Origin of the sequence: Martinezella paranaensis, assembly GCF_014200235.1 — a bacterium.
Lineage (GTDB): Bacteria > Pseudomonadota > Alphaproteobacteria > Rhizobiales > Rhizobiaceae > Rhizobium > Rhizobium paranaense.
This window is the reverse complement of the sequence record NZ_JACHBI010000014.1, coordinates 18,796-32,178: the sequence shown is the minus strand read 5'-3', so window position 1 is coordinate 32,178 and position 13,383 is coordinate 18,796. Positions and strand designations below refer to the sequence as shown.

General features: G+C 59.5%; 11 protein-coding genes. 6 read left to right on the top strand and 5 right to left on the bottom strand.

Annotation, left to right across the window (positions count from 1 at the left end; genetic code table 11):
- Positions 1 to 50: 50 nt before the first annotated feature.
- The 4 genes from purU to GGD50_RS26000 form a co-directional block, all read right to left on the bottom strand.
- Entirely contained in the window at positions 51 to 935 is an 885-nt protein-coding gene (gene purU, locus GGD50_RS26015; RefSeq protein ID WP_183940096.1) for a formyltetrahydrofolate deformylase, read from the bottom strand.
- 192 nt (positions 936 to 1,127) lie between these two features.
- Positions 1,128 to 2,153: an acyltransferase family protein gene (locus tag GGD50_RS26010; protein ID WP_107106626.1), complete on the bottom strand. Its 1,026-nt coding sequence runs from the start codon at positions 2,151 to 2,153 to the stop codon at positions 1,128 to 1,130.
- Positions 2,154 to 2,191: 38 nt separating this feature from the next.
- Positions 2,192 to 3,436, bottom strand: a complete 1,245-nt coding sequence (locus tag GGD50_RS26005; RefSeq protein WP_107106637.1) for a hypothetical protein — start codon at positions 3,434 to 3,436, stop codon at positions 2,192 to 2,194.
- A 94-nt stretch (positions 3,437 to 3,530) separates the two neighbouring features.
- Positions 3,531 to 4,610 carry a glycoside hydrolase family 5 protein gene (locus GGD50_RS26000; protein ID WP_107106627.1) on the bottom strand — a complete coding sequence of 360 codons (1,080 nt, stop codon included), beginning with the start codon at positions 4,608 to 4,610 and terminating at the stop codon, positions 3,531 to 3,533.
- A 211-nt stretch (positions 4,611 to 4,821) separates the two neighbouring features.
- Between GGD50_RS26000 and GGD50_RS25995 the strand changes: the two genes are divergently transcribed.
- Positions 4,822 to 6,516 carry a GumC family protein gene (locus GGD50_RS25995; RefSeq protein WP_107106628.1) on the top strand — a complete coding sequence of 565 codons (1,695 nt, stop codon included), beginning with the start codon at positions 4,822 to 4,824 and terminating at the stop codon, positions 6,514 to 6,516.
- A gap of 215 nt (positions 6,517 to 6,731) precedes the next feature.
- The gene (locus tag GGD50_RS25990; protein ID WP_107106629.1) at positions 6,732 to 8,714 is read left to right on the top strand and encodes a polysaccharide biosynthesis protein; all 1,983 of its coding nucleotides are present in this window, start codon (positions 6,732 to 6,734) and stop codon (positions 8,712 to 8,714) included.
- 81 nt (positions 8,715 to 8,795) lie between these two features.
- Here GGD50_RS25990 and GGD50_RS25985 read toward each other — a convergent pair whose 3' ends face one another.
- Positions 8,796 to 9,638: a glycosyltransferase family 25 protein gene (locus GGD50_RS25985; RefSeq protein WP_107106630.1), complete on the bottom strand. Its 843-nt coding sequence runs from the start codon at positions 9,636 to 9,638 to the stop codon at positions 8,796 to 8,798.
- Between the two features lie 293 nt (positions 9,639 to 9,931).
- Here GGD50_RS25985 and GGD50_RS25980 point away from each other — a divergent pair, with 293 nt between their 5' ends.
- The 4 genes from GGD50_RS25980 (at position 9,932) to GGD50_RS25965 (ending at position 13,368) form a co-directional block, all read left to right on the top strand.
- Entirely contained in the window at positions 9,932 to 10,264 is a 333-nt protein-coding gene (locus GGD50_RS25980; RefSeq protein WP_107106631.1) for a hypothetical protein, read from the top strand.
- A 194-nt stretch (positions 10,265 to 10,458) separates the two neighbouring features.
- A complete protein-coding gene (locus GGD50_RS25975) occupies positions 10,459 to 11,616 on the top strand; it encodes a Gfo/Idh/MocA family protein (RefSeq protein WP_107106632.1) in 1,158 nt (385 codons plus the stop codon).
- A gap of 13 nt (positions 11,617 to 11,629) precedes the next feature.
- On the top strand, positions 11,630 to 12,514 hold the full coding sequence (locus GGD50_RS25970) for a carbohydrate ABC transporter permease (RefSeq protein ID WP_107106633.1): 885 nt from the start codon (positions 11,630 to 11,632) through the stop codon (positions 12,512 to 12,514).
- Positions 12,511 to 13,368, top strand: a complete 858-nt coding sequence (locus GGD50_RS25965; RefSeq protein ID WP_107106634.1) for a carbohydrate ABC transporter permease — start codon at positions 12,511 to 12,513, stop codon at positions 13,366 to 13,368. The genes GGD50_RS25970 and GGD50_RS25965 overlap by 4 nt, the downstream gene beginning before the upstream one ends.
- Positions 13,369 to 13,383: the final 15 nt, after the last annotated feature.

Here is a 13,383-nt window from a genome sequence, read left to right as displayed (position 1 = left end):
AGCGGATAGAATGCTTTGTCTTCAAAAAACTAAGGCGAGCGTTGCGCGTCTCAGCCCATGCGTTCCGACGCATAGCTTCCGGGGCTTGCCGGGAAGACGATGGTGCGGTTGCCGTTGAGGAAGGTGCGGTAGTGGATATGGGCATGGATGGCGCGGGCCAGCACCTGGCTTTCGACATCGCGGCCGATCGACACATAGTCTTCCGCCGACTGCGCATGCGTGATGCGCGCCGTGTCCTGCTCGATGATCGGGCCTTCGTCGAGATCGCCGGTGACGTAATGCGCCGTGGCCCCGATCAGCTTGACGCCGCGCTCATAGGCCTGCTTGTACGGATTGGCGCCCTTGAAGCTCGGCAGGAAGGAATGGTGGATGTTGATGATCTTGCCCGACATCTTCTTGCACAGCGCATCCGACAGCACCTGCATGTAGCGGGCAAGCACGATCAGTTCGGTGCCGGTCTGCTCGACCAGATCCAGAAGCTGGGCTTCGGCCTGCGGCTTGTTGTCCTTCGTCACCTTGATGTGGTGGAAGGGGATGTCGTGGTTGACCACCACCTTCTGGTAATCGAAATGGTTGGAGACGACGCCGACGATGTCGATCGGCAGCGCGCCGATCTTCCAGCGGTACAGCAGGTCGTTGAGGCAATGGCCGAAGCGCGACACCATCAACAGCACCTTCATGCGCTTCTGGGCATCGTAGATCTCGGCATCCATCTCGAAGGCCTCGGCCACCGGCTTGAAGCCCTCGACCAGCTTCTGCTGGTTGACCCCTTCTTCGGAAATGAAGGAGACCCGCATGAAGAACTTGCCGGTATCGAGATCGTCGAACTGGCTGGAGTCGACGATGTTGCAGCCTTGATCGGCCAGATAATTCGCTATCGCCGCAACGATCCCCCGCGTCGATGTGCAGGATACCCGTAGAACATAGCTCTTCATGTCTCTTCCCTCGTAAGGCGGCTCATCACTCGCCGCTCGCTTATAGCAATCGAAAAGCGCGGGAAAGCGTCCCGCCCATTCCTCGCGACAGAGCTTATGATAGGTGGCGGAAAATTCCGTTCCTATTGCGCCTTCCAGACGCGTATCCCCGTCGTTGTGAAGGAAAGCCGCGACAGATCGACGGGAAACGGCTCAGGCGATGGCCGTCTGCTTCCTTTTCCACTTCCCCCAACGGCTGGGTGTCGTCAGCTCATGGACGATCGCGCCGCCGATCGCCGAGCCTACCATACAGAAACTGACGAAGACCGGGCCATGCGCCATGATATCGATCTTCAGCACGCCGCAGATGACACGCAGAAATGCCAGCGTGAAAGCATGAGTGATGTAGATGCTGTAGGAGGCGTCGCCGAGATAGCTCAGCCAGCCGATGACGGGCAGCTTGGAGAAATCGATCGAGACGGCGGAGTAGAGAATGACGACGGCCGGAATGCCCCACATAAAGGCGCGCATGCTGGCATCGCAGAGCGTCTCGTTGATCAGCAGGAAGGCGAATCCGACCACGAGGGCGGGCCAGGCGACGGCCTGCGGCAGCAGTATTTTTTCGAGATAGAGTTTGGCGAGAACGACGCCCGCCAGGAATTCGTAGATGATCGGGTCGCCATAGACCGTGGTGGCCGTCGTTTCCACCGGAAACAAGCGGCAGGCGAGGATGATCGCCGTCATCGTGCCGAAGAGGGCATAGAGCCGCCATTTTTCGCGCACCAGCAGCAACAGGCCGAAGACGAAATAGAAGAACATCTCATAATTCAGCGTCCAGCCAGGCACGACCACAGGAGCGATGAGGCCGGGGTCGGCGGCATTACGCCAGGGCAGGAACAGAAGCGAAGCCGCAAGATGCGGAATGTCAAACACCGTCGATTTCAGGATCGATGGTGCGACGAGAGCGACGGCGGCCGAAAACAGCGTCGCCAGCCAGTAAAGCGGCACGATGCGCTGGATGCGGCGGCGATAGAAATCGAGCGGGCGCACTTCGCGCCCCGCCGTGGTCAGCCACATGACGAAGCCGCTGAGCACGAAGAAGATATCGACGCCGGTTTCACCGAAGAGATGGAACTGCCAGTCGAAGCCGGAATTGACCTTCGGCACCTGCAGCACCGAATGGAAATAGACGACCATCAGCGCAGCAATGGCGCGCAGATACTGCAACTGTACAAGCATCTCGATCCTCATGCGGCCTCGGCCGACACAAGGCAAGGTCAGCCCGGCACTCTGCTGCCATCCACATTTGCCGGCTGTATCCGGGCAGTGCGCGGCTTTTCAGAAACGCGCATGTAACCGATCAGCAGCCAGAGCAGGCCGGCGATCTTGATGGAAAAGATCGCCGTGCCGCCGATCATCATATTCAGAAAAATGAAAAGAGAGAGTGAATGAGCGCACCGTCTTTGCGCCGCCGTTTCGCCGGCGGGGAAAAGGCAGACGAACAGCCAGAACATGATCAGGCCAAAAATCGTCGAACCATAGATAAGGTAGACATAACCACTGTCGGCGAATTCGCCGATGCGGGTGATATCCAGGCCGATAATTGCCTGGAAATCGAGATCCAACATCTTCTTGACCGTGACGCCGATACGGCCGGTGAAATTGTCGCCCACTTCCTCCGGCTTCATGAAATGCACAAAGAAGCCGATCAGGATGATCAGCGGCATCAGGATGAGATCGAAGGCCTTCGGGATCTTCGGGAAGGCGAAATAGCCGATGATACTGATGAAGGAGAAGATCAGCATCGTGCGCGTATCGTTGGTGAGCAGGATCAGCATCACAGTCGAAACGAATAGTGCCTTCTCGATCCTGCCGAGCTTCGGCCAGAACGAGAGCAGATAAATGACGATGACGCCGCAGAAATTGGCGAGCGACACCTGCTCCAGGAAGATCGACGAGGAACGATGGTCGATGAGACCGAAGGAGAAGCGGCCCTGAAAACCGAGCGCATTGGCGAACAGGCCGGTGTTGTTGAAGCTTGCCTGCTTGATGCCGCGGGTATTCTCGAAATATTGGCCGGGATGGAACAGGCTGACATAGAAGGGCGTGCTGACGATCTCGCAGACCAAAAACAGCAGCACGAAGAAGCAGCCGATGCGGAAAGCAAGCTTTACGGTACGTTCGCTCGCCCAACTGCCGATGCCGGCGAAGGCGACGATGATCAGCACGTTGCGGAACTGATCGATGAAGGGCACGCGGTTCATCACGGTGATGTAGATCGTGATGATCAGCGTGAATATCAGAAAGAGGAAGATCGGTAGATCTTCCTCGTAAATACCCTTTTTCAGCAGGTAAGCGACACTGGAGAGCATCATCATGCCTTCACAGAGCACGACATGCGAGACGGCAAGCGGTGTGATGTTGTGGTTGATATAGGCGAGGATGCAATTGTAGAGGACCGAAAACAGCGTGATCGCCAGGATCGGGTAATCGATGCGCTGCTTGTCCGTGAGGCTTTTCATGAAATGTCCAGGGCTGCCGCGTCCATCGGCCGGCGCAACCATAGCAGCGCCGTGATTCGGCACAAAGTGCTATACGCCCGTTCGTCTCCGCCGATCAGCCGGCTGGCTTGACGCTGGCGCAGGCCGGCGCAACCGGCGTCTTCTTGCCGGCGGCAGCGGCGACCACCTTCATCTGCGGCCGGTCCTTGCCACTACGCGGCTGCACGTTCAACGGCTCCTGTGATGGCCACCAGTCGCCGGCGGCCCAATAGGTCCAGCCGAGCCAGACGTCGCTGTTATCGGCCATGCCGTCGAAGACCTGCTTCAGCCCGTCGAGGCAGGGCTGGTTTGCCGCCACGCCGATTTCGCCGAGGAAACCGCGCTTGCCATTCTGGCGCAGCCAGGCGGTGACGTCGGTCAGTCCCTGCTTGGCCCGGTCGCTGCCGTCGCAGACGGGATGCGTGCCGGAACTGTCGGCGTCGAGATATTGATGAAACTCGAACGCGTAGAAATCGAGAGGGTCTCTGACACCGAGCATGACCGTGCCGTTCGCGCCGCCGCCGAGCACATCGGCCGCCCAGCTATGAGCACCGGTCCAGTTCGTGCCTGGCACGAGGATGAGATTGCGGGCGCCGACCGCGCGGATGCCGCTGATGGCGGTATTGGCCGCCTCCAGCCAATCGGGAGCCTTGATATCGTGCGGCTCGTTCATCAGGCCAAAGAACACGCCCTTTTGATTGGCGAACTCGACGGCGAGGCGCGCCCAGAAATCACCGAAGGCGAGATCGGTCGCAGGCGCCTGCGTGAGTTGGTCCTTGTCGTAATAGCCGAAATTATGCGGGTCCAGGACGACGGCCATGCCGTGCTCCTGGATGAGATCGACGGCATCCTTGAGCCGCTGCAGCTCCGTATCGTCGAGGGGCTGGCCGAGCACCGGCTGCAGCCGCTCCCAGCGGAAGGGCAGGCGGACGACATTCATGCCCTTGTTGGCGAAGTAGCGCACCGTATCTTCAGACGGATAAGTATAGTTGGTTCCGAGCACGCCGCTGCGGTCGCCGTATTCGGCCCCGGAAAGATTGATACCCCGGTAGCAGAGCTGTGATGCGGCAAAGCTGACATCAGCCTCTGCGGCGGAGGCGAGCAGAACCGCTGCGGCGAGCGATTGGCACAGCAGCCTCTTTGCCAGTCCGGTCATTGCAAGCTCCTGTTCTTCCTCGTGGCCGGTGTGCCCGTTTCATATGAACCTTCCGGTTGAATATTGATGAAGAGGTAGGCTTGGCAGGCTCTGTTCGGCGTCTCGCCATGGGACTTCCTGGGAACGTCCTTAATGTTCCGTTAGCCAAACATTTCTAAACTCAAGGCATCTGCTTGGCAGGACATGCGGGCAGAGCCCATGAAAGTCTGACATGAGCTCATTGGAACGAAGCAAGCGATCGAGCCAGCCTCCGGGTTGGCGCAGCACCGAGCCGTCCGAAGGACGGCGCGAAGGCTTGCGCTCGCGCAGCCCTGTGCTGCGGCCGAGGGACTTCGTCCATGAGGTTCAATCTGTCGCCGTCGAAAAACCGGCCGATCCGGTGGTGCCGGCAATCTCCGCCCCGGCAATCTCTGCACAGGATAAAATACTTCGCGAATTCGAGCGCAAATCGGAAGCCGCGCCGCAGCCGATCGCGGAGCCGGTCGTTGTCGCGGCCCCTTCGATCGCCGAGCCCGCTGTCGTTGTCGCGCCGCAAGCGGTTTCGCCTGCACCGATGCCCGCAGCCGATACGCCGCTTCTCGACCTGCGCTCGGCTGTCCGGTCGATCTGGGCGAAAAAGCTCTTGGTTCTTGCGTTCGCCGGGGCCGGGGCCGTGCTCGGCGCTGGTATCATTCCGCTGCTGCCGCAGAAATTCACGGCCGAAACCAGCCTCTATTTCGATCCTCGCCAGGTGGGAGGCGCTGATTCATCCCAGGCCGCGCCCACGGCGCCGGAACTGATCCTGACGATGATCGACAGCCAGACCCAGATCCTTTCCTCCGGCAAGGTGCTGGGCCGGGTCGTCGATGCGTTGAAGCTCGATCAGGACCCGCAATTCGACGGCGGCGCCACCGGCGATGCTGCAAAATATGTGGCGACGGCGGCGCTGACGAAGGCGGTGCAGATCGCCCGCGAGGCCAGCACCTATGTCGTATCCCTGAAGGTCACGACGCGCGATCCGCAGAAGTCAGCCAAAATCGCCAACCAGCTTGTCGCCTCCTTCATGGAGGAAGAGAACAAGGCGGCGGCGAATAGCTACCGCACCAGCAGCACCGCGCTGGATGGTCGGCTCGAAGATTTGCGCCAGCAGGTGCTTGCCGCCGAAAAGGCGGTCGAGGTCTACCGCGCCGACAACGATATGGTCGCCGTCGAAGGCAATCTGATTTCCGACAAGCGCCTGACCGCGCTGAACGACATGCTGGTGACCGCGCAGCAAAAGACGATCGAGGCCAAGGCGCGCGCCGAAGCGGCCAATAAACTGAGCTTCGAGGATGTCGTTTCCAACGGCTCTTCGGCGAATGCGACGGCAACGTCGTCATCGCTCAGTAGCCTGCGCCAGCAATATGCGACGCTCGCCGCCAATGTCGGCAGCCTGCAAAGCCAGCTCGGCGCCCGCCATCCGCGCCTGCTCGCCGCCAAATCCTCGCTGGACAGCCTGGCGGCGGAGATTCGCAGCGAGTTGCAGCGGCAGACGACCTCGGCCCGTGCCGATTACGAGCAGGCGCAGAAGGCCGAGCAGGGTATCGCCAAGGAACTGGCGGTGCAGAAGGCATCGCAGGTCAATACATCGGGCAAGCTGGTCGGGCTCAACGAGTTGCAGCGCAAGGCCGCTGCTGCGCGCGAGGTTTACGAGGCACTGCTGAAGCGTTCCGGCCAGACGAGCGATGCGCAGGACCTGTCGCAGAACAATATCCGCGTCATCTCCGAGGCCGAGCCGCCACTGACGGCGGATGGGCCGAGCCGAAAGGTGATGATGGTGGCCGGATTGATCGCCGGCGCCGTGTTTGGCATGAGCCTCGCCGCGGCCTTTGCCATCCTCGCCGGCTTCTTCCGGCATCCGGTTGTCCGCGGCTATCTCGGGAAGTGATCTCGGGGGCTGCCGCCGCTGCAAATGGCTCTTTCAAGATCGGGGATGCAATTGCGCGTCCGCTGTTCTAAAAGTGAAATGACGCAGAGAGTGATTGCATTTTGCTAATGAAGGCATAAAGACAATCAGGCTGTGCCGTGCGATACATGGTGGGACAATTTATGCGAGAGAAGCGGTCTGCTGTTCCGTTGACCGGCGCCTGGGGAAACTGACCCATGGTGCCCGCGGATAAGCTTGTTCTGCCGTTCCTGGCGCTGCCGCGCTCGACCAAACGCGCGCTGGCGCTGATTGTCGATGCCAGCCTCTGCGTGCTGACCGTCTGGTTCGCCTATTGTCTCCGCTTGGATGACTGGGTGATTCTGGAGGGTGTAGAGTGGCTGCCGGCGATCGTTTCGCTCCTCGTGGCCATCCCGATCTTCATCGTCCTTGGCCTCTATCGCGCCATCTTCCGCTATGCGGGCATGTCGGCCTTCATGACCGTCGTCAAGGCGGTGTCGATCTATGCGCTCGCCTTCATGACCATTTTTACGGCGATCAGTGTGCCCGGCGTGCCTCGCACGGTCGGCATCCTGCAGCCGCTGCTGCTGTTGATCGCCATCGGCCTGTCGCGCATGTGGACGCGCTATTGGCTCGGCAACGCCTATCAGCGGCTGTTGAACCGCAATCAGCTTGCCAAGGTACTGATCTACGGGGCCGGCTCATCCGGCCGGCAGCTCGCCGGCGCGCTCGCCAACAGCGCCGAGCTGAATGTCGTCGGCTATCTCGACGACGACAAGCATCTGCAGGGCAGCATCATGGGCGGCCTGCCCATCTATGATCCCACCGACCTGCCTGCCTTGAGCGTTTCGAGCGAGATTAGCGACGTGCTGCTTGCGCTGCCGAACGCGCCGCGCCAGCGCCGCAACGAAATTCTGGAAAGCATGCGTAAGGCGCGCGTCACCGTTCGTACCATGCCCGATCTGACGGCTCTCGCCCAAGGGCGCGTCGCGGTCTCCGACCTGCGCGAACTCGATATCGAAGACCTGCTCGGCCGCAACGTGATCGCGCCCGACCGAGCGCTGATCGAGAAGAATATCCGCGGCAAGGTGGTCATGGTCACCGGCGCCGGCGGCTCGATCGGCAGCGAACTCTGCCGCCAGATCCTGAAGAACGGCCCCTCCTGCCTGCTGCTGGTGGAGCAGAATGAATTCGGGCTCTATGCCATTCATGGCGAGCTGGAGAAAGCGGCGGCGACGGCTGACGACGGCGATATTCGCATCATCCCTTTCCTGGCGTCCATCCGCGATGGCCGGCGGTTGAGACAGATCATGGAGGCTTGGCGGCCGAAAACCGTCTATCACGCCGCCGCCTACAAGCATGTGCCTCTCGTCGAGTACAATCCCGTCGAAGGCATTCGCAACAATGTGCTGGGAACGCTGACGACTGCCGAAGTGGCGCGCGATTGCGGCGTCGAGGATTTCGTCTTGATCAGCACCGACAAGGCCGTGCGTCCGACCAACATCATGGGCGCCAGCAAGCGATTGGCAGAGATGGTGCTGCAGGCCATGGACGCGGACCGCAAGCCTGGTACTGACGGCACGAATTTCGCCATGGTTCGTTTCGGCAACGTGCTGGGTTCATCGGGTTCGGTCGTGCCGCTCTTTCGCCAGCAGATCCGCGATGGCGGTCCGATTACGCTGACGCATCCCGACATTACCCGCTATTTCATGACGATCCCCGAGGCGTCGCAGCTCGTCATCCAGGCCGGCGCCATGTCCGGCGGCGGCGACGTTTTCCTGCTCGATATGGGCGAACCGGTGCGCATCGCCGATCTTGCCCGCCGCATGGTGGAACTGTCCGGCCTGACCGTCAGGGATGAGGATGAGCCGGAGGGCGACATCGAGCTGGAAATCACCGGCCTGAGGCCGGGCGAAAAACTCTATGAAGAGCTGCTGATCGGCGACAATCCGCAGGCGACGACCCATCCGCGCATCATGCGGGCCAAGGAGGATTTCCTACCCTGGTCGGAGCTATCGAAGAGGCTCGCGGCCCTTGAGGCGGCGCTGGATGAAAACGACATCCCGCAGGCAAGGAACCTGCTGCAGAAACTGGTATCCGGCTATTCGCCCAGCGGCGAGGTCGTGGATCTCGTTTTCCGCGAGCGCGAGGTGGATCTAACCATCGGTCAACCGAATTTCGGCAGCGTCGCGGGGCTGTAGCCTTCGAGCGATTCTGAGACAGCACAGCGGGCACGGCGAAAGACGCAGCGGTTCTACAGTTTCCTGAAAAACGGAACCGCGTCAGCGTTGTTCGGTGTTCCCGATCATCGATTGAGGCTTGGCCTTCACGGTATAGATCCAGCGACGGAGCTGATCGCAGGCGCGGAACCAATGCGCTGTTGCGCGCAGTAGAAAATGCCGCTTCACGGCGCGATAGTGTACGCGCTTGCCGATCGTCGTATCGGCACGGAATGGACTGAAATCCGCCAGGTTTTCAAGAGTGGTGAAGGTTTCGACGCCTGTCGACCAGCCGCGCTCGAGCGCGACGTCGTAAGGAAGAAACATCGGCTTCAGCGTGATCAGCAGCTTCTTCGCGGCCTGCCGGTTGACGATGTAGCATGCGGCCGATCCCTGTGGCCCATGCAGACAGCGGCCGACAATATCGCATTCGGCGGTTTCGGATATCGGCTTGAAGCCGACCAGACGATGGTTGACGAGCTTCACCAGGCGGGCGCCGCAAACGCTGTCCATGGCGGCGAGTGCACGCGGAATCAATCGCTGGTTGAGTTCGACATCATCCTCCATGATGATGGCCATCTTGTCGCCGCTTGCGACAAATTGCTGCAGGGCAAGCAGATGGCTGCGATAACAGCCATACTCGCCAGCCAGCAATTTACGCCCGTTGTGATAGATGAATTGCCGCGGGTGGAAATCGATGCGGTCGCGTTCCGGGATCGTGCTGCCGTCGATAGCCGCAATTCGCGTGACGCTCAGCCCGTATTGGGCGGCCTGTTCACGCAGTCTTTCCCAGCGTTCGGGCGAACGATCGAGATTGATGACGTATATGCGAGCTTGTGGTGCCAGACTGTCGAGGCTGGCTACTTCCGCACTTGCGATGATTCGATTGCTCCGCTCGAGAATCACCCTTACTCCCACAAATAGAAATCCCGACGACGATGGACTTGAGCGGCCCCTGCTTCACTATATAGCAGGCTTCTCACTTTTCGCAAACCTAGATTGCACGCTTATGGTGTAGGCTCAAGTAAAAGCGTTTCCGTCAACGTAATTTGCTGTGAACGAATGTGCGGTTGCAAAGTTGCCCGTGTCGTCGGTTCATTTTCAGGCGCCATCTGTTGGCGCGCCGTGTGGGCATCATTATATCTACAACAGAGGGGTATTGTTGTTGCGCTCGCGTGGCGGAAGGATCCTAGAAACCCATGTGGACCAGACCGAAAATCGTCATTGCCGCATTGCTTCTCGCCAGCCTCGCGCCCGTGCCGAGCTTTGCCGACAATCCGCTGCTCCCCAAGCCCTATGTCCGCCCGGTCTACCCCTATAAGGACCTCCCGGGAGTGACCGAACCGAAGATGGCGGCCGACGAAAAATTCGAGTGCCGTACGACCACGGTGCGTCTACGCGGTTTTCACGAGGGCATCTTCTACCACAACCTGCCACGCCTCGGTTACATCTGCGAACAAAACGGCGTCCTCTCCGAGGGCACCAGCAAGCCGAACTATCAGTATTGGCAATATAACGGCCCGAACAGATAGACTCGGCCATCCCTTAAAAATAACCGGGAAAGAGATCGGTCCGACGCAACTCCGCTTCGAAGCAGCGCGTATTTCTGCGCGCCGGCGTGAAAATGAATTTCATCATATCGAGTATTTTACCGAAGCTCGTTGACGGATGCGAAAATTTCGCTCAAGCTGACGAAAATAAATTACGCAGCGGGAACGATACCAGTATGCGAGTGGGGATCATTGGACTCGGATTCCGTCTGGGATATCTGGGCTATGTTTTCAAAGCGATCGATGAGAGCTTCGAGATCGCGGGCTATGTGGATCCCGAGCCGGCTGGCCTGCAGGGCCTCACCGAAAAGGGCATTCCGGCCGGCAAGGCATATGCTTCCCCTGAAGAACTGATCGCGGGTGAAAAGCTTGATCTGCTGATGATCGGCTCGCCGAACCACATGCATCTCGATCATATTCGTCTCGGGCTTGAGGCCGGCCTGAAGATCTTCTGCGAAAAACCGATCGTCTCCACCATCGAGCAGAGCATCGAGCTGGCGCATCTGATGGCGAAATACGGTCACGAACGGCTGATGGTCGGTCTCGTGCTGCGCTATTCGCCGCTTTATCGCGACCTGCGTGCGGTTCAGGCCGCCGGAACGCTCGGTCAGATCGTCTCCATCGAGGCGGCCGAGCATATCCAGCCTTACCACGGCGCTTTCTTCATGCGCGATTGGCGGCGCTATGAACGCTATTCCGGCAGTTTCATGCTGGAAAAATGCTGCCACGACCTCGATCTCTATAACGGCGTCGTCGGTTCCCGGCCGGAACGGGTCGCAAGCTTCGGCGGCCGCAAGAGTTTCATCCCCGCCAACGATCCCGCCCGCGAGGGGATCAACGATCTCGAAATCTTCCATCGCAAGCCGAGCGGATGGATGGGTTCCGACCGCGTTTTCGACAGCGACGGTGACATCATCGACTACCAGGTGGCGATCATCGAATATGCCAACGGTGTCGGCATGAATTTTCACACCAATCTCAACGTGCCGGACCAGTTTCGTCGCTTCGCCGTCATGGGCTCGCGCGGCATGGCCGAGGGTGATTTCATTCGCGGCTATCTCGATGTGCACGAGATGCTGACCGGTAAGAAGGTCATCGAAAACAAATATGCCGCGACCGAGCTGTCGCAGCACTACGGCGCCGACGAGCAGATGGCTGCCGATATCATAGCGCATGTGAAGATGGGCGCGGCCCTGCCTGTCTCGACGCTCAATGCCCTGGAGGCTGGAATTCTCGCCTTGTCGATGGACGAGGCTCGCATGAAAAGGACCGTCGTCGATCTCAGGCCCATATGGGACAAGTTCGACGAAGCGCTGCATTCGCGAGCCGCTTAGAGGGAGGCGCAAGATGGGTGTTCAACGCAGCACAGTCATCTTCGCCTGGCTCCTGCTTCTTCCGGCTGTTCTCTATGTCGTCGTTGTCGTCGCCTATCCGCTGGTCGACACTGTGATCCTGTCCTTCACCGACGCCTCGCTGAAGAAGGTGACGAACTGGGTCGGCTTCGAAAATTATACGAAGATCTTCAACGACACCTTCGCCGCGGTGATTGTCCGCACCTTCATCTGGACGTTTTTCTCCGTGACGATCAAGATGATCATCGGGACCTTCGGGGCGATGATGCTGAATTCGGCCGTCCCCGGCCGCTCGCTTTTTCGGGTGCTGACCATGCCGCCCTGGATCGTGCCAATGGCGATCGGCATCTTCATGTGGGGCTGGATGTATAACGGCCAGTTCGGCATGATTTCCGGCCTGCTGCAGCGCTTTGGTCTCGTCGATGGCCCGGTTGCCTTCTTGGCCTATGGCAGCACGGCCTTCTGGGCGACGATTGTAACGGACGTCTGGATCGGCGTGCCGATGGTGACACTTTATATGCTGGCGGCCATGCAGTCGATTCCGCAGGATCTCTATGAGGCCGCCTGGACGGACGGCGCCGGACGGGCTTACCGCTTTCGCCGCATCACGCTGCCGCTCCTAGTGCCATCCCTGGTCACCATGTCGATGCTGTCGCTGATTTCGACGTTCAACTCCTTCGACATCATCTGGATCCTGACCCGCGGCGGTCCGAACGGGGAAACGACGACGATGATCATCGATACCTACAAGACGGCGATCGGGTCCTACAAATATGGCGAGGGTGCTGCCCGTGCAGTGTTGATCTGCATCTTCCTGTCGCTCTTCTGCCTTGCCTATTTCCGCCTCACCAGCCGCTTTGCCACGGGGGAAAAGCGATGAGCCATCCGTCGATGATCAACCGCTATCGGTGGTATGAGCTGGTCGGCATCTATGCCGGGATCCTTGTGTTTCTCGCCTTTGTTCTGGCGCCCTTCATCGAGGGGTTCCTTGTCTCGCTGAAGCCCCTCAGTCAGCTTTTTTCCTCGCCCTACCGCTTCATTCCCGAAAACGGGTCGTTCGAAGCCTATCGGACGATGTGGACCAGCGTGCCGGGCTTTGGTTGGTATATCTACAATTCGTTCCTGATTTCCGGCTCGATCACCATTATCGTCCTGATACTGGTGGTGCCTGCCGCCTATGCGTTTGCCCGTTTCGAGTTCAAGGGCTCCGGACTGCTGCTCGGCGCCTTTCTTGCCGTGAAGATGTTCTCCGGCGCTGTCCTCCTGATCCCGCTGTTCCGGCTCATGCGTTCCTTCGGCGTGCTCAACACCTATTTCGCCATGATCGTGCCGGGCGTGGCCTTCATCATCCCGACCGGAATCTGGTTGCTGCACACCTATATGAGGCGCATCCCCCGCGAGCTTGACGAGGCTGCCTATGTCGACGGCGCCAGCCAGCTCTATACGCTGCGCCGCGTCATCCTGCCGATCGCGATGCCAGGCATTGTGGTGGTTGCGATTTCCTCCTTCATCGAAGCCTATGCGCAGCAATTCATCTATGCGCTCACCTTCAATTCGAAGTCCGAATACATGCCGCTGCCGGTTGGGTTGTTCGCTTATTTCGGCCGGCAAGAGGTTGTCTGGAACGAACTCATGGCTGCAAGCTTCGTCGGCATCGCGCCGGCGCTGGTCGTGATTTTCTTCTTGCAACGTTATCTCGTCAGCGGTCTGACCGCCGGCGCGGTGAAGCAATAAATCATTCAAAATCAC